Origin of the sequence: Peptoniphilus koenoeneniae (assembly GCF_030812875.1) — a bacterium.
Lineage (GTDB): Bacteria > Bacillota > Clostridia > Tissierellales > Peptoniphilaceae > Peptoniphilus_B > Peptoniphilus_B koenoeneniae.
Window position 1 is genome coordinate 1 of the sequence record NZ_JAUSTN010000002.1, and the last position, 24,761, is coordinate 24,761.

At 29.9% G+C, this 24,761-nt stretch carries 20 protein-coding genes and 1 tRNA gene; 1 reads left to right on the forward strand and 20 read right to left on the reverse strand.

The window, feature by feature from the left end:
* Positions 1–300 precede the first annotated feature (300 nt).
* From J2S72_RS01585 to J2S72_RS01675, 19 genes are all read right to left on the reverse strand, one after another.
* Complete coding sequence (locus tag J2S72_RS01585; RefSeq protein WP_307494866.1) at positions 301–1,392, reverse strand: tetratricopeptide repeat protein; 1,092 nt, start codon at positions 1,390–1,392, stop codon at positions 301–303.
* Positions 1,382–2,155, reverse strand: coding sequence for a hypothetical protein (locus tag J2S72_RS01590; RefSeq protein ID WP_307494867.1), 774 nt, complete (start codon positions 2,153–2,155; stop codon positions 1,382–1,384). Before J2S72_RS01590 ends, J2S72_RS01585 begins: the two co-directional genes overlap by 11 nt.
* Positions 2,156–2,240: 85 nt before the next feature.
* A complete protein-coding gene (locus J2S72_RS01595) occupies positions 2,241–2,948 on the reverse strand; it encodes an ABC transporter ATP-binding protein (RefSeq protein WP_307494956.1) in 708 nt (235 codons plus the stop codon).
* A gap of 2 nt (positions 2,949–2,950) precedes the next feature.
* On the reverse strand, positions 2,951–3,751 hold the full coding sequence (locus tag J2S72_RS01600) for an ABC transporter ATP-binding protein (RefSeq protein ID WP_307494868.1): 801 nt from the start codon (positions 3,749–3,751) through the stop codon (positions 2,951–2,953).
* Positions 3,729–4,718 (reverse strand): branched-chain amino acid ABC transporter permease, encoded by a 990-nt coding sequence (locus J2S72_RS01605; RefSeq protein ID WP_023054914.1) that lies wholly within the window; start codon positions 4,716–4,718, stop codon positions 3,729–3,731. The genes J2S72_RS01600 and J2S72_RS01605 overlap by 23 nt, the downstream gene beginning before the upstream one ends.
* The gene (locus J2S72_RS01610) at positions 4,718–5,602 is read right to left on the reverse strand and encodes a branched-chain amino acid ABC transporter permease (protein WP_023054927.1); all 885 of its coding nucleotides are present in this window, start codon (positions 5,600–5,602) and stop codon (positions 4,718–4,720) included. Before J2S72_RS01610 ends, J2S72_RS01605 begins: the two co-directional genes overlap by 1 nt.
* 55 nt (positions 5,603–5,657) lie before the next feature.
* On the reverse strand, positions 5,658–6,827 hold the full coding sequence (locus J2S72_RS01615) for an ABC transporter substrate-binding protein (protein WP_307494869.1): 1,170 nt from the start codon (positions 6,825–6,827) through the stop codon (positions 5,658–5,660).
* Between the two features lie 242 nt (positions 6,828–7,069).
* Complete coding sequence (gene argS / locus J2S72_RS01620) at positions 7,070–8,779, reverse strand: arginine--tRNA ligase (protein WP_307494870.1); 1,710 nt, start codon at positions 8,777–8,779, stop codon at positions 7,070–7,072.
* 8 nt (positions 8,780–8,787) lie between these two features.
* Positions 8,788–11,154, reverse strand: coding sequence for an endonuclease MutS2 (locus J2S72_RS01625; RefSeq protein ID WP_307494871.1), 2,367 nt, complete (start codon positions 11,152–11,154; stop codon positions 8,788–8,790).
* Positions 11,151–13,445: a peptidase U32 family protein gene (locus tag J2S72_RS01630; protein ID WP_307494872.1), complete on the reverse strand. Its 2,295-nt coding sequence runs from the start codon at positions 13,443–13,445 to the stop codon at positions 11,151–11,153. The genes J2S72_RS01625 and J2S72_RS01630 overlap by 4 nt, the downstream gene beginning before the upstream one ends.
* Positions 13,435–13,977: a cell division protein ZapA gene (locus tag J2S72_RS01635; protein ID WP_023054917.1), complete on the reverse strand. Its 543-nt coding sequence runs from the start codon at positions 13,975–13,977 to the stop codon at positions 13,435–13,437. Before J2S72_RS01635 ends, J2S72_RS01630 begins: the two co-directional genes overlap by 11 nt.
* A 5-nt stretch (positions 13,978–13,982) precedes the next feature.
* A complete protein-coding gene (pheT, locus tag J2S72_RS01640) occupies positions 13,983–16,364 on the reverse strand; it encodes a phenylalanine--tRNA ligase subunit beta (RefSeq protein WP_023054932.1) in 2,382 nt (793 codons plus the stop codon).
* An 8-nt stretch (positions 16,365–16,372) separates the two neighbouring features.
* A complete protein-coding gene (gene pheS, locus J2S72_RS01645; protein WP_023054925.1) occupies positions 16,373–17,395 on the reverse strand; it encodes a phenylalanine--tRNA ligase subunit alpha in 1,023 nt (340 codons plus the stop codon).
* A 156-nt stretch (positions 17,396–17,551) separates the two neighbouring features.
* Positions 17,552–18,232: an LrgB family protein gene (locus tag J2S72_RS01650; RefSeq protein WP_023054929.1), complete on the reverse strand. Its 681-nt coding sequence runs from the start codon at positions 18,230–18,232 to the stop codon at positions 17,552–17,554.
* Positions 18,222–18,575 carry a CidA/LrgA family protein gene (locus J2S72_RS01655; protein WP_023054909.1) on the reverse strand — a complete coding sequence of 118 codons (354 nt, stop codon included), beginning with the start codon at positions 18,573–18,575 and terminating at the stop codon, positions 18,222–18,224. The genes J2S72_RS01650 and J2S72_RS01655 overlap by 11 nt, the downstream gene beginning before the upstream one ends.
* A gap of 14 nt (positions 18,576–18,589) precedes the next feature.
* A complete protein-coding gene (locus J2S72_RS01660; RefSeq protein WP_023054912.1) occupies positions 18,590–19,558 on the reverse strand; it encodes an electron transfer flavoprotein subunit alpha/FixB family protein in 969 nt (322 codons plus the stop codon).
* 9 nt (positions 19,559–19,567) lie between these two features.
* The gene (locus J2S72_RS01665) at positions 19,568–20,335 is read right to left on the reverse strand and encodes an electron transfer flavoprotein subunit beta/FixA family protein (RefSeq protein ID WP_023054905.1); all 768 of its coding nucleotides are present in this window, start codon (positions 20,333–20,335) and stop codon (positions 19,568–19,570) included.
* 2 nt (positions 20,336–20,337) lie between these two features.
* The gene (locus J2S72_RS01670) at positions 20,338–21,474 is read right to left on the reverse strand and encodes an acyl-CoA dehydrogenase family protein (protein ID WP_023054920.1); all 1,137 of its coding nucleotides are present in this window, start codon (positions 21,472–21,474) and stop codon (positions 20,338–20,340) included.
* A 58-nt stretch (positions 21,475–21,532) separates the two neighbouring features.
* The gene (locus tag J2S72_RS01675; protein WP_023054924.1) at positions 21,533–22,945 is read right to left on the reverse strand and encodes a D-lactate dehydrogenase; all 1,413 of its coding nucleotides are present in this window, start codon (positions 22,943–22,945) and stop codon (positions 21,533–21,535) included.
* 178 nt (positions 22,946–23,123) lie between these two features.
* On the opposite strand from J2S72_RS01675, the gene J2S72_RS01680 reads away from it, so the two are divergent.
* The gene (locus tag J2S72_RS01680; protein WP_023054910.1) at positions 23,124–24,566 is read left to right on the forward strand and encodes a hypothetical protein; all 1,443 of its coding nucleotides are present in this window, start codon (positions 23,124–23,126) and stop codon (positions 24,564–24,566) included.
* Positions 24,567–24,627: 61 nt separating this feature from the next.
* On the opposite strand, the gene J2S72_RS01685 is transcribed toward J2S72_RS01680, so the two are convergent.
* Positions 24,628–24,701, reverse strand: a tRNA-Cys gene (locus tag J2S72_RS01685).
* Positions 24,702–24,761 lie beyond the last annotated feature (60 nt).

Here is a 24,761-nt window from a genome sequence, read left to right on the forward strand (position 1 = left end):
TTGTGTTTGTTTTATTCTCTTCACACTATTTATTTTTCTTGGTTCTTGCTGTCTTTTTTTAGACAGCTTATTTAGTATACGGCAAATACTTTTTTGTGTCAATACTTTTTTTTGTCTTTTTTTAGTATTTTTTTCGTATCTTTTCAGCCTTTTTTTGTGGCTGTATGTTATATTACCATGTTATTTTTCTTGTGTCAATTGTTTATTTTCTTTTTTCTTTTTATTTTTTCTCTTTTTTTATCATTTTTTTCCTATTAAAAAAGAGACTGCTTTTGCAATCTCTTTTTCTTCTTTTTTGCTTTAATTTTCAAGGCTTTCTATAAGGCTGTAAAGTTCTTGGCTTCCTTGTAAAGAGTAAGCTTTTTTTAAGTATTCTAAAGCATTTTTATCTTTTAAATTGTACAAAAGCATTCCTAAGTTATAAAAAATAGTGTAAGAATCTTTTATATAAAATAGAGATTTTTTGTAAGTTTCAACGGCTTCTTCTATCTGATTTAAATTAATGTAGGTTATTGCTAAAGCATTGTGGTAATCTTCTTTTTCTTTATTTATTTTTAATGCCTCTTTATAAAATTCCAAGGCTTTTTGATTTTGACCTAAGGCTCTATAGACTTGTCCTTTCAAAAAATATAGCAAGTCTTTGTTGGGATAGGTTTCTTTAACTTTTTCCAAAAACTCCAAGGCTTTTTCATTTTTCCCATAGTTTATATAGGTTATTGCAGAATCTATAAATGAATAGTCTTCAACTTGGCTTATTTCTTCTCTTATGATTTCTTTTAATTCTTCCGGTGCATTTTCAAGAGCTTTTTCATAATATAAAAGACTTTTTATATAATTTTTGCTCATATTATAAATTCTTGCCAATTTATATTCTGCGTAGGGTTTTATTTTTTTTTCATCTATTTTTTCATATTTGCTGATAATCAATTTTAATATTGAGCTTTTTTCTTCTTGATTCAAGTCATTAAATTTTTTGTTATAAATATCTTCAAGGCTTATACCTGTTAGATAGTCTATTTTTTCGTCTTTAATACCAAGTTTTTCTCCACTTGATAGATAAAAAAACTTATCATAGATATCTTCGGTGTTTAAGCCCAGATAGATTATGGGCTTTTTTAAATCCTTAAACATTTTTTTTAAGTATTCTTTATAATTTTCTGCGTATAAAAAATCTTCATTAATTCCTAAGAGATAAAAGATTGCTTTTGATATAAGTTTTAAGTCTATGTTATTTTGAAAGCTCTTTTCTTTTACTCCCTTTTCTATGTCTTTTATAAAAAGAGGCAAAGGAATTTCTTTTTTTAAATCTAATGGCCCTATTTTTAAATCTTTTTTAATTTCAATAAAGGCTAAATTTTTTCTTCTTTCGTTTTTTATTTTCTCAAAAATCATATCCACGATACTTTCTCTTTCTAATTGAGGATCCTTCAATTATATTAAATAAAACTCCTCTAAAAACTGTTAGTAAACTTACTATAATTTCAAAAATTATAAATTTTATTATATATCCCAAGTCCAGGTACTGTCCCAAATAAAAGTTGAAAGGACTTCCCAAGGTTTGAGTCATAACAAGGTCTGATAAATCCGCACTCATATCTATCATGTCAAACAAAATATATTTCCCTAAAAATAATATTATTATCGGCGGCAGCCAAAGGAAAAAATTTTCTTTAAAAAATTTTAAGGCGCTTATAAGCCCTTCTGTATAGGATATTCCTCTTAGGTATATATATTCTGATACAGAGCTTAGTACTATGCCTAATATTGAGGATATTATAAGCTCTATTGTATAATCCAAATTAATTATAAAAAAGGCCCAATCTATTAAGATTAGTGTAAAGTAGGTTGCATATATAAGACCACTTTTTTTTATAAAAGATTTTGTAAAATATTTGAAGTTTATTCTGTTATACATTATTAAATCTTCTAAAATTGTAAAATATGATGAAATAATTAAGGAATCAATAAGGGGGATTAAAAATCTCCATATTGTTGTTCCTACAATGTTTGATAGTAGTGTGTCTGCCAAATAATGACATATGCCCATGATAATTGAATACATAAGGGGCATCAAAAAAATTATAGGATTTTTTTTAATTTTAGAAAAAGTTTTATTTAAGCTTATAGTATAAACTTTTATGAAATCTGTAAGCATTTTTTCCTCCTTTCGTTTTATTATAAATTATTGGTAATTTTATTACAATTAAAAAACCCATGCTTACTAACATGGGTTTTGATTTTTACGCTCCTAAGTATGCTTTTTTTACTATTGGATCTGACATTAATTCTTTGCTTTGTCCTTCTTTAATTATTTTCCCTGTTTCCAGGACATAAGACCTGTTTGAAATTTTCAGTGCCAGGTTTGCATTTTGTTCTACTAAAAGTATGGTTGTTCCTTCCTTGTGAAGAAATTCTATTACTTCAAATATTTTTTCTACAAAAAGAGGCGATAATCCCATTGAGGGTTCATCTAATAAAAGGAGCTTTGGTCTGCTCATTAGGGCTCTTCCCATGGCAAGCATTTGTTGTTCTCCTCCTGACAGTGTCCCTGCCATTTGATCTTTTCTTTCTTCAAGAATTGGAAATTTCTCATAAATGGCATTTATATCTCTGTTTAAATTTTCCGGTCCATCTTTTATTGTAAAGGCTCCTAGTTTCAAGTTATCCAAGACGCTTAAGCCCGTAAAAATTCTTCTTCCTTCTGGTACCTGAGCTATGCCCATTTCAGTTATTTTATGGGATTTTGTTTTTGTTATATTTTCTCCCAAAAAAGAAATTTTGCCACTTTTAATTGGAACTAAACCTGATATGCTTTGTAGGGTTGAAGTTTTGCCTGCACCGTTTGCTCCTATTAAGCATACTATCTCTCCCTCATTTACATCTAATGATATTCCCTTAATGGCATGAATATTGCCGTAAAATATATTCAAATCTTTTATTTCAAGCATTGTCATTCTGCATCTCCTGTTCCAAGATATGCCTTTATAACTTCTTTATTATTAATAACTTCTTTTGGATTGCCTTGGGCAAGAATGCTTCCATAGTTTAAAACCATGAGTCTTTCACAAATTCCAAGCACCAGATTCATGTCGTGTTCTATTAATAATATGGTTATGTTAAATTTATCTCTTATTAATTTTATTGTTTCCATGAGTTCTTCCGTTTCGCTGGGATTCATCCCAGCTGCTGGTTCGTCAAGTAAAAGCAGTTTTGGATTCGTAGCCATAGCTCTTGCTATCTCAAGTTTTCTTTGTTGTCCATAGGGAAGAGCATTTGCTGAAAAGTTTGCATATTTATCAAGATTAAATATTTTTAAAAATTCCAACGCCTTTGTATTTATCTTATATTCTTCGTCCCAATAGGCCTTAGTTCTAAACATTCCTGCTCCTATACCGTAGCGCATATCTTTATTTGAAGCTATTCTTACATTGTCAAGAACTGAAAGATATCCGAAAAGTCTTATGTTTTGAAATGTTCTCGCAATTCCCATTTTTACAAGTTTGTGTGGTGCTATTCCATTGATTTTTTCCATGGATTCACTTCCTGCCACTCCCTTTTGATATAGGAGAATTTGGCCTTCAGTTGGTGCATATACTCCTGTTATTAAATTAAAAACTGTAGTTTTTCCAGCACCATTTGGCCCTATAAGTCCTAAAAGTTCTCCCTGATTTATTGTTACATTAAAGTCGGAAACTGCCTTTAGACCTCCAAAAGTTATTCCTACATTTTCACACTTTAGAATTTCTGTCATCTTCAGCACCTTCCTTTCTATGAACTATAGATTTTACGAGACCTGTTAATGAAAATTCTTTTCTGCCCAAGAGACCTTCTTGCCTGAATATCATCATTAATATTAAAAGTAAAGAATAGGCTATCATTCTATAATCGGATACACTTCTTAAAAATTCCGGTATTATTGTCAGTACAAAGGCTGAAAAAACTGCCCCTGTAAAAGAACCCATTCCGCCAAGGACTACCATTACAAGAATGTCAAAGCTTTTGTTATAATCAAAGACTTTTGCTCCTATTACTCCTATGTTACTTGCATACATGGCTCCGGCAATTCCTGCAAAGAAGGCTGATACTGCAAAAGCAAAAGTTTTGTAATATGTTACGTTTATTCCGCTGCTCTCAGCTGCTATTTCATCTTCCCGAATGGCAAGGACAGCTCTCCCGTGCCTTGATGTCATAATAGAAAACATAAGTGCTACACAAATACACATTAAAAAATAAATAATAGCTAAATTTTGCATTTTTGGTATTCCGGATAAGCCTTGTGCTCCTCCTAAAAATTCTGCATTTTCTATTAAAACTCTTATAATTTCTCCAAAGGCAAGGGTTACTATGGCAAGATAATCCCCTTTTAGTCTTAGTGCCGGTATTCCAATTAAAATACCTATTAAGCAGGCAAGGATTCCTCCTAATAAAAGAGAAATTAAATATCCGGCTATTCCATGCAAAATTCCTGATTTTAAAAACATTGCGGCTGTATAGGCCCCTATTGACATAAATCCAGCATGCCCTAAAGTTATTTGTCCTAAGTTACCAACAGTTATATTTAATGACACTGCCAAAATAATGTTTATACAGACAAGTCTTAAAACTGTAAATGAATATTTATTAAGTATTCCTATTTTTGAAAGACCAAGTATAAGTCCATAAAAAATTACAAGTAAAATTATTGTTAAAACATAAATACCTTTTTTTTGTCTTGTCATTATACTTTCTCCTTAATATTTTTTCCAAGTAAACCCGTCGGTTTGAAAATTAAAACAAGTATAAGCATGCTGTAGACAATTGCATCAGCAAGACTTGAAGATATATAAGCTTTTGTTAGGGTTTCAACAATTCCCAGTAAAAATCCACCAAGAACTGCTCCCGGAATAAGACCTATTCCTCCTACAACTGCAGCTGTAAATGCTTTTATACCTAAAGCTGAGCCCATTAAAGGTTGCGCTTGAGGATAAGCTGCAAGGTATAAAAGAGATGCTATGCCAGCAAGAAATGATCCTATAGCAAAAGTCATAGTAAGAGTATTGTCTACATTTATTCCTACAAGAGCTGCCGCTCCATAGTCTTCAGATGTTGCAACCATAGCCTTGCCATATTTTGTTTTTTTCATAAAAAATTGCAAAAGAACAGTTAATATTACAGTTGAAATAATTGTAATAATTACTGAACTTGATATTTGGGAATTTCCCACTTCAATTTTTCCATTGAATATAGGCGGAAGAGATACGGCATTAGCTCCGATAAACTTCATTACTAAATTTTGAAGTAAAAGAGAAACTCCTATTGCAGTTATAAGGTTTGAAATTTTTGGGCTATTTCGTAAAGGTTTATAGGCAAGCCTTTCTATTAAAACTCCTACTATTGTACATACTATTGCCGATGGAATAACTGCTATATAAAATGGCAAACCTCTTTCTTGCAACACAAGTCCTATTGTATATGAAACTGTATAAGCCCCTACCATTATTACTTCCCCATGGGCAAAGTTTATAAGTAAAGCTATACCGTAAACCATTGTGTATCCAAGAGCTACTAAAGAATATACCGATCCTATTTGCAGTCCGTTTAATATTTGTAATAAAAAATCCATTTATCCTCCTTAAAAAATAATGACGGTTAAAAAACCGCCATTATTATAATTTGTCTTATGGTTCAACTGTTGAATCGTAAGCATATTTTCCATCAGTGATTTTTATAATTGCCGCTGATTTTATAGGATTGTTATTTTCTCCAAATTTGATGTTTCCTGTAACTCCTTCTATACTTACAGATTTGAGAGCTTCAACAATATCTGCATATTCCATTGATTTTGCTTTTTCAAAAGCTTCTTTGTATAGATAAACTGCGTCATATCCTAAAGCTGAAAAACTCGATGGATCTTGGTTGTATTTTTCTTTGTAAGTTTTTACAAAATTTTGTACTTTTTCAGATTTGTCGTCAATTGAATAGTGATTTGTAAAATATACTCCTTCAATATCGGATTCGCTTCCTTTGGCAACTACATTTAAGACTCCGTCCCATCCGTCGCTTCCAATTATTGTTGATTTTAAACCTATACTTTTTGCTTGTGATGCAATTAAAACATCATTTTCATAATAGTCAGGAATTAAAAGTACATCTGGATTTTTTGAGCTTATATTTGTAAGTTGTGCTTTAAAATCTTTATCTTGAGCTCCATAGCTTTCTTCAGCTACAATTTCCAAACCAAGGCTTTTTGCTTGTTCTTTAAAGGCTTCTGCAACACCCTTTGAATAATCGTCAGATGAGTTGTTTAAAATTGCAACTGATTTTGCTTTTAATTTTTGTCCTGCAAAATTTGCAAGAATTTTTCCTTGTAAGGGGTCTGTAAAGCAAACTCTAAAAACATTATCTTTATTTTCAGTTATTGAAGTCATTGTACCTGTCGGTGTTAAAATTGGTATTCCGTCAGATGCTGAGTTTTCAGCAACTGCAAGAGCAGGTTTTGATGTTATAGGCCCTAAAATTGCATTAGCTCCTTCTTCTACAAATTTACTATAAAGAGTAACTGATTCAGTTGCATCTCCTCTGTCATCTTCAGACTTGTAATCAATTTGTTTTCCTCCAACTCCACCATTTGAATTGATTTCATCAACTGCAAGCTGAATTCCTTGTTCTGTAGAAGTACCATATACTGCAACAGATCCGGTTTTTGAAATGATACCTCTAATAATAATGCTGTCTGTTTCTCCCTTTGATGCGGTATCTCCCCCAGATTTATTAGACTGTGAAGAACTTGAACCGCATGCTGTTAGTAAGGTCATTAATACTAATAAAATAGCAAGCTTCTTCTTCATTTTTTCCTCCAATTTTTAAATTTTCATTAGTATATCACCAAAAATACTTAAATACCATACCTAATTAAAGCGTTTAAGCGATTTTATCTATGCTAACCTTTGCATTTATTTATTAAAAATCATTTTAAATATTGATTCCATCACATTTACCCCTATAATTCACTAAAGTAATTTTATGAAATTGTTTTATCACATTTTTTTGTAAAAATTTTTTCATAAAAAAAAGAGCCTAAGCTCTTTTTTTACATTTTATCAGGTGATTTAATTCCAAGTAGATTTAAACCTTCTTTTAATACTGTTTTTACTCCGTAGCATAAGAAAAGTCTTGCATTTTTTAATTCTTCATCTTCAATTAAAATTTGTGTGTTCGTATAATATTTGTTAAAAGTTTTTGCAAGTTCAATTAAATATCTTGATACAATATAAGGTTCATATTTATCATGAGCATCTATTACGGCCTTTGTAAAATTATAAAGTATTCTTATAAGATTAATTTCCTCATCACTTTCTATAAGAAAAACATCAATTTTTTTATTAATGTCAAACTGTCCCTTTTCTAAAAGTGAAGCAATTCTTGCGTGGGTGTATTGAACATAAGGACCTGTTTCTCCTTCAAAGGAAAGAGATTTGTCCCAATTGAATACATAGTCTTTAATTCTTTGATTAAATAGCTCTTGAAATTTTACCGCTCCTATTCCCACTATATGGGCAAGTTCTCTTTTGTTTTCTATTGCTTGTCCCTTTAGTTTTTCTCTGTCCTCTAAAATTGATTCAACTTTATCTACAGCTTTATTCAAAAGGTCTTCAAGATAGACAACTTTTCCCTTCCTTGTAGAAAGAGTCCCATCTTCAAGAGAAACCATACCGAATGGAATATGGATACAATCTTTAGCCCAATCATAACCCATTTTTTGTAAAATTGCTCTTAATTGATTAAAGTGAAGATTTTGTTGAGAGCCTACTACATATAAATTTTTATAAAATTTGTAGGTGTCTTTTCTGTATTTTGCCGCAGCTAAATCTCTTGTTAAGTAGATGGTAGTTCCGTCGCTTTTAATAATTATTGATGGCGGAAGACCTTCCTTTTCCAAATTTACTATTTTTGCTCCTTGAGAATCTTCAAGAAGATTTTTTTCTTTAAGTTCTTCAACTATTGCGGGCATTTTGTCAGTATAAAAACTTTCGCCATTATAAGAATCGAATTCAATGTCAAGCATCTTATAAACCCTGCTGAACTCTTTAAGAGAAACTTCTCTAAACCATTCCCAAATTTCCATTGCCTCTTGGTCATTTTCTTCCAAAAGTTTAAAATATTTTCTGCTTTCATTTCTCAAATCTTCATTTTCTTCAGCTTCCGCATTTATTCTTACATAAAGTTTTAAAAGCTCTGGAATTGGATTCTTTTCAATTTTTTCTTTATCTCCCCAATGTTTGTAAGCACAAATAAGCATTCCGAATTGAGTTCCGTAATCTCCTAAATGATTTAAAGCTATCGTGTTATAACCTAAAAATTTATAGATTCTTTTAATTGAATCACCTATTACAGTTGATCTTATGTGTCCTATATGAAATGGCTTTGCTATGTTTGGTGAAGAATATTCTATTAAAACATTCTTTCCATTTCCCATAGTTGATTTCCCAAAATCTTCTTTTTTTTCTGCAATTTCATTTAAGACTGTTGATATTAATTTTTCTTTGTTAATAAAAAAGTTAATATATGGTCCCTTAGTTTCAATCTTTTCAAAATTGTCATCTTTAATTTCTTTTGCTAAGTCCTGAGCAATTATAGCCGGATTTTTTCTATAAACTTTAGCTAAGCTGAATACTGGAAAAGCGAAATCTCCCAAATCATAACTTGGGGGTATTTCTATTAAAAGTTCAATTTCTTTAGCGGATAAATCCGGAATTTTTTCTTCTAAAATTTCAATAATTTTCTTTTTAAAATCTATCATAAATTTCCTCACTTAAAAGTTATAATACTTGCTCCCATACCACCCTCGTTGTATGGTGCATCACAAATATCTTTAATATACTTATTTTTCTTTAAATAATCACGAAGTTTTTCTCTAAGGGCTCCTGTTCCCTTTCCATGAATAATTCTAACAGATTTAAGACCTGAAAGGTAAGCATCATCTAAATATTTATCTACAAGAGGTTTTGCCTCATGAAAATTATTTCCCCTTATATCTATTTCCGTTTTAATTGTCGAGCTTTTTCTCTTTATTATATTTTTTGTTTTATTTGATAAATCTTTTTTATCCTCTATGCTTATTAGAGAATTTTTCGGAACTTTCATTTTCAACATTCCTACTTGAACAAGCACATTTCCATTTTGATCCGGCAGTTCTAAGATTATGCCCTCTGCATTTAAAGAATTTACCCTAACACTATCGCCTATTATTACTTTTGTAATTGGTTTTTCTGCATTTTTTATTTGAATTTTTTCACTATTTATGCTTGCCGCCTTTATATTGTCTCGAATTATATCTTGTGATTCTTGTAATCTTCTTGCTTGATCTTTTTTTACTTCTGAAACCACATCTTTTATTTGACTTAAAGCAAGATCAGAATCTTCTTTTGCTCTTCTTAAAATTCTCGAAGCTTCAAGTTTTGCATCTTTTAGGATTTTTTCTTTTTCTTTTTGTATTTTTAAAAGTTCTTGATCAAGCCTTTTATTTTGTTTTTCTATTTCTTCTTTATAAATCTCAATTTGACTTTTATTTTTTTCAAGCTGGCTCCTGTCTTCTTCAATAGATTGAAGAACTTTTTCAAATTCAATATTATCATTACTTACAAAAGTTTTTGCAAGATTAATAATTTCTTCACTTAAGCCAAGTCTTTTTGAAATTTCAAAAGCATTACTCTTTCCGGGAATTCCTATAATTAACTTAAAAGTTGGAGAAAGAGTTTCGACGTTAAATTCCATGGAAGCATTTTGTACTCCCTGGCTTGTTAAAGCATAAATTTTCAATTGATTGTAATGAGTTGTAGATACGCACCGGATTTTTTTCTCCAACATATGATCCATTATCGCCCGAGCAAGAGCCGCTCCTTCTGTTGGATCTGTTCCTGCACCAAGTTCATCAAAAAGTACAAGAGAGTCCTCATCTGCATTTTTTAAAATATCTACTATGTTTACCATGTGAGATGAAAAAGTTGAAAGACTTTGTTCAATAGATTGCTCATCTCCTATGTCAGCAAAAATTCTATGAAATATGCTTAATCTGGAATTTTCCTTTGCAGGTATGTGCAAGCCAAACTGTCCCATTAAACTTAAAAGGCCCAAAGTTTTTAATGTTACTGTTTTACCTCCAGTGTTTGGTCCTGTGATTATTAGACTCGTCCAGTTTTCTCCAATACTTATATCAATAGGAACAATTTTATTTTTATTAAGAAGTGGATGCCTTGCCCCTATTAAATCTACAATTTTATCTTCGTTAAAAACAGGTTCTATTCCATTCATTTCTATAGAAAGCTTGGCCTTTGCAAAGATAAAGTCCAGTTCTTTTAAAATATATTGGTTGGCAGCAATTTCATGGGAATACTCAGCAACTTTTTCTGAAAGCTCTTTTAATATTCTTTCAATTTCTTCTCTTTCTTTTGATTCCAGTTCCTTAAGCTCATTGTTTAAATTTACAACTGCTATAGGTTCAATGTAAACCGTTGCTCCGGAAGAACTTAAATCATGAACTAAACCCTTTATCTTTCCTTTATTTTCAGTTTTTACCGGCACAACATACCGCCCTTCTCTCATGGTTATTATGTTGTCCTGTAAATACTTGGAATCTTCATTTCCTGATACTATCGATGAAAGTTTGTCTCTTATTGCAACTTTTTTATTTGCCATTGTTCTTCTTATAGAAGCAAGTTTCGATGAAGCATTATCTGAAATTTCATTTTCAGATATAATAGCATTGTTAATTATTTCTTCAATATTTTTATTTACATATAAATTTTCCGCTAAATTCGAAATATTATTTATAGATAAATCGTCATCATCGGTAAATATATATTTTTTCAAAATTCTTGAAACTCTTAAAAAATCAGAAACTCTAAGTAAATTTTGAGGAGAAAGGCTTCCACCAAGTTCAACTCTTCTCATAAAATCATGTATATTTGTAATCCCGAACAAGGGCGGATTTCCTCTTTTGGAAATTAAATTAAGTCCCTCACTTGTTTCTTCTTGAGCTTTTTTTATGGCACTTAAATTGGTTAAAATTTTCCCTTCATCTACTAAATCTCTTCCAAGCTCGGATTCACACATATCTTTTAATTTTTCTAAAATTTTATCAAATTCCAAAGTTTTATGAGATTTTAAAATTTTCATATTACTCCTCTGTTGTAATGGCCCTTAGTAACATTAATAAATTTATTTTTAAGTTCTTCAGCTAATCCATTAAAATCATTTGTTTTAAAAGCATAAGTTATTTTATTTATTGTATCATAATCTTCAAAACTTCTTATTATTCTTCTATATGACACAAGGTCTGTAAGCCTTTCATTAGAATAAAAAATCGGATAAGAATTATAAATAATTGTCTTTTTATTTGACCTTTCAAAAGGAAAATCTACATCTTTTGTATCTCTTAAATAATGCAAACCGCTGTAAGGACATGATTGACACTCTTTGTTGTCCTTACATTTTTTTATAATTGAATTTGGACAATGCTCCATGGTCATAACAGGTATAAAACCATAAACAATAGATTCAAGATTACCCTTAACTTTTAAATTTTTTATTTGCTCATAGTTCATTTCCGGTGATAGAGTTATGGAATTTAAGTTGTTTAAAAGAAATTCTCCTGTATAAGAATTAAATACATTTAAACCTATATCCCCATGTTTTTTTCCTTTATAATTTTTAAAAATCTCTATTTGAGATAAATTTGATATAACTATGCCAGCTATATCTAATTTTTCAATTTTTTCTTTTATATTTTCCAGCTGTTTTGAATCTAAAATTGTTGGTAGAATTATAAAAATTTTATTTTTAAACTTAAAAATTTCTTTTTTGTCTATGAATTTTAAATCTAAATATATATAGTCTATATTTTCAAAGTTTATTTTTTCAAAATCTTTTATACTTTTAAGCTCAAGAATAAGTTTTTTATTTTCTTTTTCTCTATTTTTAAATTCAAGCTCATAACTTTTAATCTCTATTTCTCTATTTGTAAAGAGGTCTTCAAACTTTTTAAGTGCCTCTCTTCTAAGTTCATTTAGATAAGAAATAGGCAGAAAAATATTATTGTCCATTTGAATGTCTATTGAAGATAGGCTAAAGCCAGTCTTATTTAATTTAGAAAAACTTTCTTCAACATTTTCTCTATTTATGGGAGCTTTTTTTGCAGTTTCAACAATTTTATCTCCCATATATAAAATTTCTTTTCCCTCTGCCTCAACTTTTATTATAGGGTTTTTATTTTCTCTTAATTCTATATTAAAGGAGATAGGAATTTTTTTATAAGATTTTTCAATTTCTTCATCAAGGCTTTCATTTAATTTTATATTTGTAAGCCTTCTTATTACTTTTCCTTCCTCTAAGTTTCTCTTAGTTTTAAAAAAGTTTTGTCCCCTTTTGAAATTATCAAACATTGTTAAAGTAAATTTTTTATCTCCTATAAATTCACAGGAGTCTCCCTTATTTACATTATTATAAAAATCTATAATATATCCATCTTTAACTTTTTTTATAATTTTCCCTATTTCAATTCCCCTGTTGTCAGGTCTATCTATAGATACAAAATCAGATCCAAAAGCACCAAAGGGAATCCCCTTTGTCCATTCTCTGTTAAATATTTCTTTTGATTTATTGATTTCCCCTTCATCTAATTTTTTATCAAGAGCTTTTCTATAGGATTTAACTATTTGATAAGTATATCTGCTATTTTTCATTCTCCCTTCAATTTTAAGGGAATTAACACCGGATTTTATTAAAGTTTCAAGATTTGTAAAACTTTGTAAATCCATTGGACTTATAAAATATCCTTTTTGACTTATAGGGCTTTTATTTTTATTTAAAATTTCATAGGGTTTTCTACATGCCTGAGCACAATCTCCCCTGTTTCCACTTCTTCCACCAATCATAGAACTCATAAGACATTGTCCGCTATAAGAAACGCAAAGGGCTCCATGAATAAAATGCTCAATATCAAGATTTAATTCTTTTATTTTTTTTATTTCATTTAAATTTGTTTCTCTTGCAAGAACAAGTCTATCAAAGTTTAAATTTTTTAAAAATTTTCCGCCATAATAATTATTTATAGTCATCTGTGTTGAAGCATGAACTTCAAGATTTTTAAATTTACCCTTAATGTATAATCCAAGAGCCGGATCTTGGACTATTATTCCATCAACTCCGGCTCTATATAAAAATTCTACTAATTTTATTGCATCTTTAAACTCTTGATCAGACAACAAAATATTTACAGTTACATAGACTTTTACAGATCTCAAATGAGCAAATTTCACCCCTTCAATTATTTCTTCATCAGTAAAATTTGCAGCACTTGCTCTTGCACTAAAAGATTTTGCCCCTAAATAAACTGCATCTGCTCCAGCATTTACAGCACTTATTAAAGATTCAAAATTTCCTGCAGGAGAAAGTAGCTCAATTTTCATTTGACAAAATCTCTATTTGTCTACTTAAATCAATAATCTCTTTCTGATTTTCATAGATTTTATCACTCAATTTATTTTTTTCATTTTCAAGTTTTCTGATTTCTTCTTTTAAATCATTTATTTCAGAATTTTTTAAATTCATATTTTGTGAAAGACTTTTATTTTCTTCTTTTTGACCTAAAAGTTCTTCATTAGATTGTTTTAATTGCTTTTCTAAAACACTTGTGCTCTTTTTAGAAAGTTCCACTTCTTTTTTCAGTTTTTCCAATTCTTCTAATTGTTTTTTAACTGCTTCTTGATCTTTGGACAAGTTTTTCGCCCTTGTTTCAATGTCATTTTCTCTATTCGAAGAATCTAAAATATTAAGAGAAGCCAAAATTAAAGCTTGAGTTTGATTCAGTCTAAAATTGTTACCCTTAACTTCTTTTATTTTTTCATCAAGTTTTCGGGCAAGAGTTTTTATATATTCCGGATTGTCATTTCCAACAACATAAAAACTCATATCATCAATAACTACTTTCGTCTTTTTCATAAGGCTCATTCACCCCTTAATTTAGCCTTGAAATTGTCTTTTATTTCCTGAATTATTTTATCGGAAATTTTTTCAACTTCTGAATCTGTAAGAGTTCTGTCATTTGCCCTAAATATTAGAGAAAATGCTATGCTCTTCTTACCTTCTTCTATACCCTTTCCTGTATAAATATCGAAAACATTAAAATCTTCAAGAATTTTTTTGCCATATTTCTTAGCAACTTCTTCTATTTCTTCAGAGCTTATATCCCTATCTAAAATAAAAGCAAAATCTCTTTTCATAGAAGGATACTTTGGAAGTTCTTTATATAATCTATTTTCTTTGCTTAATTCTACAAATTTATTAAATTCAAATTCTCCTACTAAGGCTCCTGTTTTAATTGAATATTTTTCCAAAACACTCGGATGAACTTCACCAAAACTTCCTAAATAAATATCGTCCTTATAAAGATCTGCGCTTCTTCCTGGATGCAAATATTCAACTGAAGAAGGCTTTACTTTTAAATCATCAATTCCCAAAGTCCAAAGAGCTTTTAAAATCATTTCTTTCATATTATAAAAATCTCCTTGGTTGTAAGAACCTATTGTTAATTTTAATCTTTCTTCAGGTAATTTATCACTTGGAGTAAAAGTATTTCCAAATTCAAAGCCTGCTGCTCTCTCATTATTCCTATTGTAATTTTTACTTAAAACTTCGAGCATATTTGCAACAAGAGTGGTTCTCATAATTGAATATTCCTCACCAAGAGGATTTATTATTTTAACAACTTTTCTAAGTTCATTATCTTCTTTTAAATTCAGCTTATTAAAAATTGAAGGGCTTACGAAAGAATAAGTCATAAATTCAGAATATCCATAGGCCATTAAAATATCTTTAACTCTTTTTTCAACATTTCTGAATTTAGGTTTTGAACCTACTGTTAAACCTCCGAAAAGAGGTTTGGGTTCTATATTGTGATATCCATAAATCCTTGCAACTTCTTCAATTAAATCTTCTTCTATTTCTATGTCAAGTCTAAAACTTGGAACTTTTGCAATTAAATATTCATCAAAAAGTTCTGTTTCTATTTCCAATCTGTTTAAGATTTTTGAAATTTCTTCAAGACTTAAATCTTCTCCTATTAATTTGTTTGTTTTTGAAAGTCTAAGTTTTATCTTTTTTTCTTTTTTGTCTTTTTGACCTTCATCAAAAGCTGAATCAACCACTTTTGCGCAAGAAATTTTTTCACTTAATTGGCAGACTCTATCTACTGCAACTTTTGCTAAATTTGAATCAATTCCCTTTTCAAATCTTGCACTTGCTTCAGTCCTAAGACCTTGTCTTTTTGATGTAAGTCTTACGCTTTTTTCATTAAAATTTGCACCTTCAAGAAAAACAATTTTAGTTTGAGGAGTAATTTCAGTATCAAAACCACCCATTAATCCTGCAATACCTACTATTCTTTTTCCATCGCAAATAACAATATCATCCTTATTTAATTTTCTTTCAACATCATCAAGGGTCTTTATAACTTCCCCATCTTCTGCTTGTCTTACAATTATTTTTTTATCTTCTAAAGTTTCTAAGTTGTAAGCATGAAGAGGTTGACCATATTCAAGCATAACAAAGTTTGTTAAATCAACAATATTATTAATTGGTCTTACTCCACTTGCCATAAGATAATTTTTTAGCCATAGGGGAGATTCTTCAATCTTTACATCTTTTAAAACTCTTCCATAAAATCTTTGGCACTTTTCAGTTTTAACTTCAACTCCATTGAAATAATTTTTTATATTATCAACAGGATTTTCTATTTTTATTTCTTCATTTTTAAGTTTTGTATCAAAGGTTGCAGCAACTTCTCTTGCCATTCCAATAATAGACAAACAATCTGGTCTATTTGGAGTTATTTCAAATTCTATAACTGGATTATTTAAGTCTAAGATTTCTTTTACATCTGTTCCAAGTTTATAATCTTCTCTAAAAATAAAAATCCCATCTCTTGCCTCTTTAGGTATTACTGAAATTTCATAACCTAATTCTTCAAGACTGCAAAGCATTCCGTCAGATTCAACTCCTCTAAGTTTGCCTTTTTTTATTTTTATGCCCCCAGCAAGATTTGCTCCTACCTTTGAAACGGGAACAAGAGCTCCTTCAAAAACATTTTTCGCTCCTGTTACGATTTGCAAAACTTCATCTCCAACATCAACTTGGCAAATAACAAGTTTATCTGCATCTGGATGATTTGTAATTTTTAATATTTTACCGACTACAACTCCACTAATACCTTCAGCTCTATTTATAATTGATTCAACATGAGAGCCTGTAAGTGTTACTTCATCGGCAATTTCCTTTGTAGACTTATCTAAATCTATATAATTTTTTAACCAACTTATGGGTAATAACATGACTCCTCCTAAAATTCTTTTAAAAATCTGATATCATTATCAAACATCATTCTTATATCAGTGATTCCGTATTTAACCATGGCTATTCTGTCAATTCCCATTCCAAATGCAAATCCAGAATATATTTCAGGATCAATTCCACAGTTTCTAAGAACATTAGGATGAACCATACCGCATCCTAAAAGTTCCATACTCCAGCCAGTATTTCCACAGGCATCACAACCATTGCCATGACACTTTGGACAAGTTACATCCACTTCAAGGCTTGGTTCTGTAAAAGGAAAATAGTGGGGTCTGAATCTTGTTTGCATATCATCTCCAAAAAGTTCCTTAACAAATAAATTTAAGGTATGCGTTAAATTGGCAATACTTACATCTTTATCAATTATTAAGCCTTCCATTTGATGAAACATAGGAGAATGAGTTGCATCAACTTCATCTGGTCTAAATACTCTTCCAGTACAAATCATTCTTAAAGGAGCACCATGCTCTTTCATAGCTCTTATTTGTACAGGAGAAGTCTGTGTTCTAAGTAAAGTATTTTCGTCAATATAAAATGTATCTGAAAGATCTCTTGATGGATGATTTTCCGGTGCATTTAATAAATCAAAATTATTTTCAACGGTTTCAATTTCAGGGCCGTCATATACTGTAAAGCCCATTCTAACAAAAAGACTTTCCAGTTCTTCAAGAGTTTTTATAAGAGGATGAAAATGTCCTACATCAGTTTTGTCAGTTTTTAATGTAATATCAATTCTCTCATCTATTAATCTTTTTTCCAGTTCCTGAGAAGAAAGTTTTTGTTTTTTTTCTTCAATAAGTTCTTCAATATTTTTTCTTATTTCATTAGCTAACGAACCTATAATTGGTCTTTCTTCCTTCGATAATTTTCCCATTTCTTTTAAAACGAGAGTAAGTTCACCTTTTTTACCTAAATATTTAACTCTTAAGTCTTCAAGGCCTTTTAAATTTTCAGTTTTTTCTATTTCAGATGTAGCTACATCTTTTATTTTTAAAAGCTTTTCCTTCATTTTATCCTCCATCATTTAATTAAATAAATTATAGCAAAAGAGCCAATTCATTTCAATTTTATAGAAATTTTATAAGATAATTAGAATCAAAAAAACTCATTGAAGGGGGACTTACAATGAGTTTTTAAAAATTTGTGAATTTTATTAATTAAATCTCTAAATTAATTTCATAATAATAGGCATTAAAATTACCGTGACAAGACCTGTAACAGCTATGGATAAACCACTCATAGCTCCTTGAATTTCTCCAATTTTTCTTGCTTCAGAAGTTCCTACTGCGTGAGACGAAGTTCCTATCGCAACTCCTTGGGCAGTTGGATCTTTTATCCTAAAAGCCTTAATTATTATAGGAGCAATTACAGCTCCTGTTACTCCTCTTAATACTACAAGTACAGCTGTAATGGCTGGATTCCCGCCATATTCCTCCGATAAAGCGATGGCTATTGCGGTAGTTATAGATTGAGGAGCACTTGAAATTATTATACTTTTTTCAAATCCTGCCAACTTATAAGAAATCACTATAAAAAGCATTGCAAGGATTGAGCCTAATAAAGTACCTATAAGAATAGGAAATAAATTCTTTTTTAATTCATCAAGATTTTCATATAGATCTACAACCATAGCAACAGTAGCAGGTGCTATGAAAAACATTATGAAATCTCCGCCCTGTTTATAACTTTCATAAGAAATACCTGTAACTTTTAAAAAAAGTATACACAAGGCTATGGAAATCAAAAGAGGATTAGCTATAGGACTTTTTAATTTTTTATTTAACATTTTTCCAATTTCAAAGGTTGCAAATGTTAAGATTATACCAAAATATTTATTATCTAACATTTTTCCTCCTTTGAAGTAATTCTATTATCTTTCCTGTTACTCCCATTGTAATAGCAGTTCCTAAAACTACTAAAACAATAAGCATTAAAGTTTTTCCCTTAATGGCACTATAACTATTAATAATTCCAACTCCTGCAGGAACAAATAGAATAGCTAAATTTTGAAGTATACCATTTGAAGTTTTCTTAACATCATCTGGCTTTATAATATTTAGGGCAAAAGCAATAAATAGGTAAATCATCCCATAAACTGCTTCTGGTATAGGAAAGTTTATTATATGCCTTGTTGCAACTCCCAGCATTAAACAAATGCAAAGAATAACAAATTCTTTTAAATAATTCATACTTCTCCTAAAATTTAATTTGCCTTAATTTTTTTAACTTCTTCAATAAATAAGGGTAAAATTTTTGCACAATCCCCTACTATTCCAATATCTGCAATTTGAAAAATCGGAGCATCTTCATCTTTGTTAATTGCCAATATGAAATTGGATTTTTCCATTCCTGAAATATGTTGAACTGCCCCACTAACTCCACATCCTATATAAAGTTTTGGAGAAACAATCTTTCCGGATTGTCCAATTTGTGAACTTTTTGGAAGGACTCCATCATCAATAACAGGTCTTGTGCCTGAAATAGGAGCATTAAATACTTTTGCAAGTTCTTCTACTAAAGGATAGATATTTTCACTACTTGCACCTCTTCCGCAAGTTATAATTATAGGAGCATCTTCAAGATTTACTTGAGCTTCCGTAGATTTAACAACCTCTTTAATTATGGCTTTTAAATCTTTTATTTCGTCAACTTTTTCTTCTATGAAAAGTCCTTTTCCATTTAAATCTTCTCTTTTATCAAAAGAACCGCTTCTTATTGTAATAACTCTGGGAGCTTTTTTTATTTTTGACAAAGTTAAAACTGTCGCACCATATGAGGGAGTAACATAATTAATTTCATCATTTTCAAATTTAATATCCATTACATTTGTAATTGAAACTGTATCAAGACTTGCGGCAATATTTGGGGCTAAATCCTTTCCATCAAGACTTCCTGGAATAAAAATATCTTTAACATCATATTTTCCAGCAATTTTTACGATTGCATTTGAAAAATCTTCCATATTGTATGAATTTCTTTCTACAAGGACAATTTTGTCAGAACCTGCCCCCTTTAATTTTGACATTTCATCTTCAGATAATTTTTCAAAAATTAAAGCTATTGACTCAACAGAATGTTCTTTTGCAATTTTACTTGCTTCGGATAAAGATTCCAAGCTCAATTTTATAGGAGCCCCATCTTTAAGCTCTATATAAGTTAATATATTTTTCATTTTTTCCTCCTATAAAACTTTTTGCTCTTTCATTAAAGCAATTGCTTTTTTTACGCTAACTTCAAGATCTTCTTCATTGATTTTAATACCAGCTTTTCTTTTTTCCGGTTCAAAATCTTTTATTTCTTCAAGAATTAAATCTAAGTTTACAGCAACTTCAATATCTTCAATTTTTTGTCTTCTTGCTGCCATTTTACTTTTTATAGTAGGATATCTTGGTTCATAATCAGGTTTTGAAATTGTAAGAACGCAGGGCATTTTTGTTTCAACTTGTCTATATCCTCCGTCAATTTCTTGCTTTGAAATTAATTTTTCTCCTTCTTTATTAATTTCAATTACAGATGTAACCAAGCCAAGGTCTGATTTATTTGCAAAATAAACTCCAACTTGTGAAGCTTCTGCATCTGTAGTTTCTTTTCCGAAACAAATTACATCAAAAGCACCACATTCTTCTTCCAATTTCTTTATTGCTTCTTTTAAAATTTCTGAAATTCCTTTTGTATCAAGATTTCTATAATCATCATATTTAATTAAATATGCCTTATCTGCTCCAACTGCCAAACAATTTTTTAGGGAATTTTTAACATCTTCGTTGCCAATAGAAGCTACAACAACTTGTCCTTCTTCTTTTTCTTTCAATCTTACAGCCATTTCAAGGGAGTAAGTGTCAAAAGCATTTACAACTGGGGTTATCCCTGAAATATCAGCTTTTCCATCTTTTACAGATACTGCTACTGAATCATCTGGAACTTCTTTTATACAAACTAAAATATTCATTATTAACCTCTTAATAGATTATTTGCAACTACAATTCTCAAAACTTCATTAGTTCCTTCAAAAATTTGGAAAATTTTTGCATCACGAAGAAGTTTTTCAACAGGATATTCTCTACTATATCCATATCCTCCAAACATTTGAATTGCATCTTCTGCTACTCTAATAGCAATGTCTGATGCAAAACATTTTGCAATTGCAGATTCTCTATTATAAGTAAGACCTAAATCCATTCTTGTAAGAGCATTTGCAACCATTTGTCTTGCAGCTTCAGTTTTTATATCCATATCTGCAAGTTTAAATTGAAGCGCTTGATTTTTAACTATAGGTTTTCCAAATTGAATTCTTTCATTTCCGTATTTTTTAGCTTCATCAATTCCTCTTTGAGCAATTCCTACTGCAACACATCCCATCCAAGCTCTTGCTTGATCAAGAGTTTTCATTGCAATTGAAAAGCCCTTTCCTTCTTCTCCTATCATATAGCTTGCAGGAATTCTACAATCTTCAAGAACAACATCTGTAGTGTTTGAAGTTCTTATTCCCATTTTATCTTCTTCTTTTCCGGCACTTATTCCCTTAGTTTCTGCAGGAATTAAAAACATGGACATACCTTTTAGTCCCTTTGACTTATCTGTAAGTGCTGTTACACAATAGAAAGATGCAACGGCGCCATTTGTTATAAAGCACTTTCTTCCATTAAGAACATATTCATCTCCATCACGAACTGCAGTAGTTGTTCCTGCTCCTGCATCTGAACCTGCACCAGGTTCTGTAAGACAAAATGCTCCCATACCTCCAGCCATTAATGTATCTGCAACATATTGTTTTTGTTCTTCTGTTCCTGCAATTAAAACAGGTTTCATTCCAAGTCCTGAAGCTGAAATTGTAGTTGCAAATCCAGCATCAGCCTTTGCCATTTCTTCTATAAGTGCAGCAACATCAATTCTTGAAAGTCCTGGTCCGCCATATTCTTCTGGAACTTCAAGAACAAAATATCCTTGTTCTTTTGCTTTTTCGTATAAGTCTTTAGGCCATTCTCCGGTCCTATCAGCTTCTTTACAAGTTTCTATTACTTCTTTTTCGCAAAAATTTTTAACGTCTTCCAATAAATCTTTTGCTTCTTCTGAAATTAAATATGCCATAATTTACCACCTTTATATTTTATTATTTTAAAATTAGATAACTTTTTTACAATTTTTATTAAATAACCTTATCGGGATTTAAAATTAAGTTAGGGTCAAATGCTTTCTTAATTCCTCTCATTAATTCAGTATTTACATCTCCCTCAAAAATATTTAAGAATCTTTTTTTACCGAAGCCTATTCCGTGTTCTCCTGAAATTTGTCCACCAAATTCATAAGCTTTTTTGTAAATATCATTCATAAAAATTTCAACTTGTCTTAAAAATTCTTCTTTTTCCATTTCGTTTGAGCAAGCGTAAATGTGTAAATTTCCATCTCCAGCATGTCCAAAACTTTTAACTTCAAAGTCAAAATCTTTTCCTTTTTCATTTACATATTTTATATAAGCTGCAATCTTGTTAATAGGTACAACTACATCACACTCATCTAAAAGTTTTGTTTGAGCTTCTATTGCTTCCAAGAAAGAAGATCTTGCAGCCCAAGCATCTTTAATTTTAGATGGGGTATCTGCTACAAGGACATCTATTGCTCCTGCATCTAATAGAACTTCTGCAGCTTGTTCAATAATATCGTTTAAATCATCTTCGTTTTCACCGTCAAAAGTTATTAAAAGATATGCCCCTATATCAATTCCTTCGATTGTCTTAGGAAAAGTTGATTTTCCAATATAAAGTTCAGAAAGATTTACAATTTCTTTTTCCATAAACTCTATAGCTTGTGGATTTAAGTAAGCTTTAAATAATTTTGGAATTGTTGAAATACAATCATCTAATTTTTCATAAGGAACTATTAGTGAAATAGTTTCTTTAGGAGCAGGAATAATTTTAAGAGTAAGTTCAGTAATTATTCCAAGAGTTCCTTCAGAACCAATCATTAAATCTTTTAAAGAGTAGCCCGTTGAAGTTTTAGATACACATGCTCCAAAATAAGTTATTTCTCCATTTGGAAGAACAACTTCCATTCCCCTTACATAATTTCTTGTAGTTCCATATTTTACAGCTCTCATGCCACCTGCATTTGTAGAAACATTTCCACCTAAGGTTGCAAACTTTTCACCTGGATCCGGCGGATACATGTATCCCTTGCTTAAACAATCCTGAGCAAGATCATTTAAAAGCACTCCTGGTTGAACCTTTACTACCATGTTTTCTTCATCATATTCCAAAATTTTGTTCATGGTTTGCATATTAAGCATTACACCACTATTAATGGCAACTCCAGCTCCTGTAAGTCCTGTTCCTGCACCTCTTGGAACAACAGGAATTAAATTGTCATTACAAATTTTTACAACCTTTGCGACTTCTTCAGTTGATTTTACATCAACAACAAGTTCTGGTCTTCCCTCGCCATAAATTGGCATTTCATCATGAAAGAAATCAACATTAATTTCTTCACCGACATAAACTTTACCACTGATAGCCTTTTTGATTTGTTCAACTATCTCTTCTGTAACAGAATTATAATTAGCCATATTACCTCCCACAAATTAAAAAATAAATTTTTCTTGTATATATTATATAATTTTAGATTTTAATTTTAACGTTTTCATCTTTGACAAGTCTTGAATAATATGTACATTTATTGACTTTTAGTCAATAAAACAATATAATTTTCTTATCTTTATTTAGGAAATATGGGAGGTTTTTTATATGTTGCCTTATAAGCAAGTTTTTAAAACTTTAACTAATTTAACAAATACTAAGTTGTCAAGCATAGCTTATTCTTTAGGCTATGATGTATCTTATATAAGCAAATGGAACAGTGGAAAAAAATTGCCTTCTTATAAAAACATTTCTGAAATTAATGGAAAACTTTCATCTATATTTTCCAAATCCCTAATAAAAGAAAAAAAGGTCCAAGAATTTTTAGTGACTTTTAATATAAAAAATTCTCAAATTTTAAAAGAAAATACCGAAAAATCTTTGGAAGTAATGATTTATAAATTATTAAATGATGCCTACGACTATACAAATACAGATTCTTATTTGGAAAGTCCTTCAAATACCCATTTTATTTTTAAAAATAATAATGTTGAAAATGAATTTAAAGATATTTTCGAAAAACTCATTCTTGAAAATGACCATCTTGACATTTGGGCAAGTTTTGACATATTAAATTCCAATTCAAGTCTTTTATTTAATGTCATAAAAAATACAGCTAAAAAAAATAATGATATAAATCTGCATTTACTTTGCAGTAAAGAAAATCTTTATAAAATAGATATTTTAAAAACAATTACAGAAAACTCTAAAATCAACATAGAACTTTACCAAAACAATAAAGATATAAATTACAACTTAATTTTAATTAAGGATAAAATGTATATGCTTTTAAACAATGAAAATGAGGATTTCTTTACAATAACTTATGGAAATGAAATGGAAAATCTTTTTGAATTTTCAATTTACATAAATAATTTATTTAAAAATTTCAAAAAAATTATAAGTTTATCTTCACCAGAGCAAATGGCAAAGACAAATTACAGGAAATATTTTTATTCAGATAATGAGTTTTTATTCCTGTCAAATTTTGGTTTTGAATTTTTAATGCCCAATACGCTTATTGATAAAATTTTAAATTCTCTTGATCCTGAAGATGAAGTAAACAGACCTGAAATCTTAGATATAAAGTTTTTATGGGATAAACTTTTTATAAACTCAAAAATAGACTTTATAACTACAAGAACTGCTCTTATAAACTACTTTGAAACGGGAGAAATTTTATACTGTTCTAAAAATCTAAAACTTAATTCTCAAGATATAAAAGACCAATTTAAAAATATAATTTTTGCTATGAAAAACAATAAAAATATTAACTTTTATATTATTAATGACGAGCGATTCTTAAAACCATCAGGTCTTGATAAGTTTAACTTTTTCGTAAATGAAAATAATATGTATTTTAAGAAAGTAAATTTAAAATCGTCACTTTCCCCTATTTCTATAGTAAGCGATGTAAAAATCCACAAAAATATATCTGAAATTCTTCACAAAATGATAGAAAGCTCTTGTTGTAAAAAATATAATGCTTCCGACATTGAAAAAGTTTTTCAAAAGTATTGGGATGTATTTTATAAGATTCCAAAAAAATAAAAGCCTATAAAGGCTTTTTTTATTTGTAAATAAAAAAAGGACTGTAAAATTTTACAGTCCATGGAGGCGACAACCAGATTCGAACTGGTGATAAAGGTGTTGCAGACCTGTGCCTTACCACTTGGCTATGTCGCCTTAACAATATAAATGTTATCATAAGGGCAAAATCTTTTCAAGAAGAATCTTTACAATTTA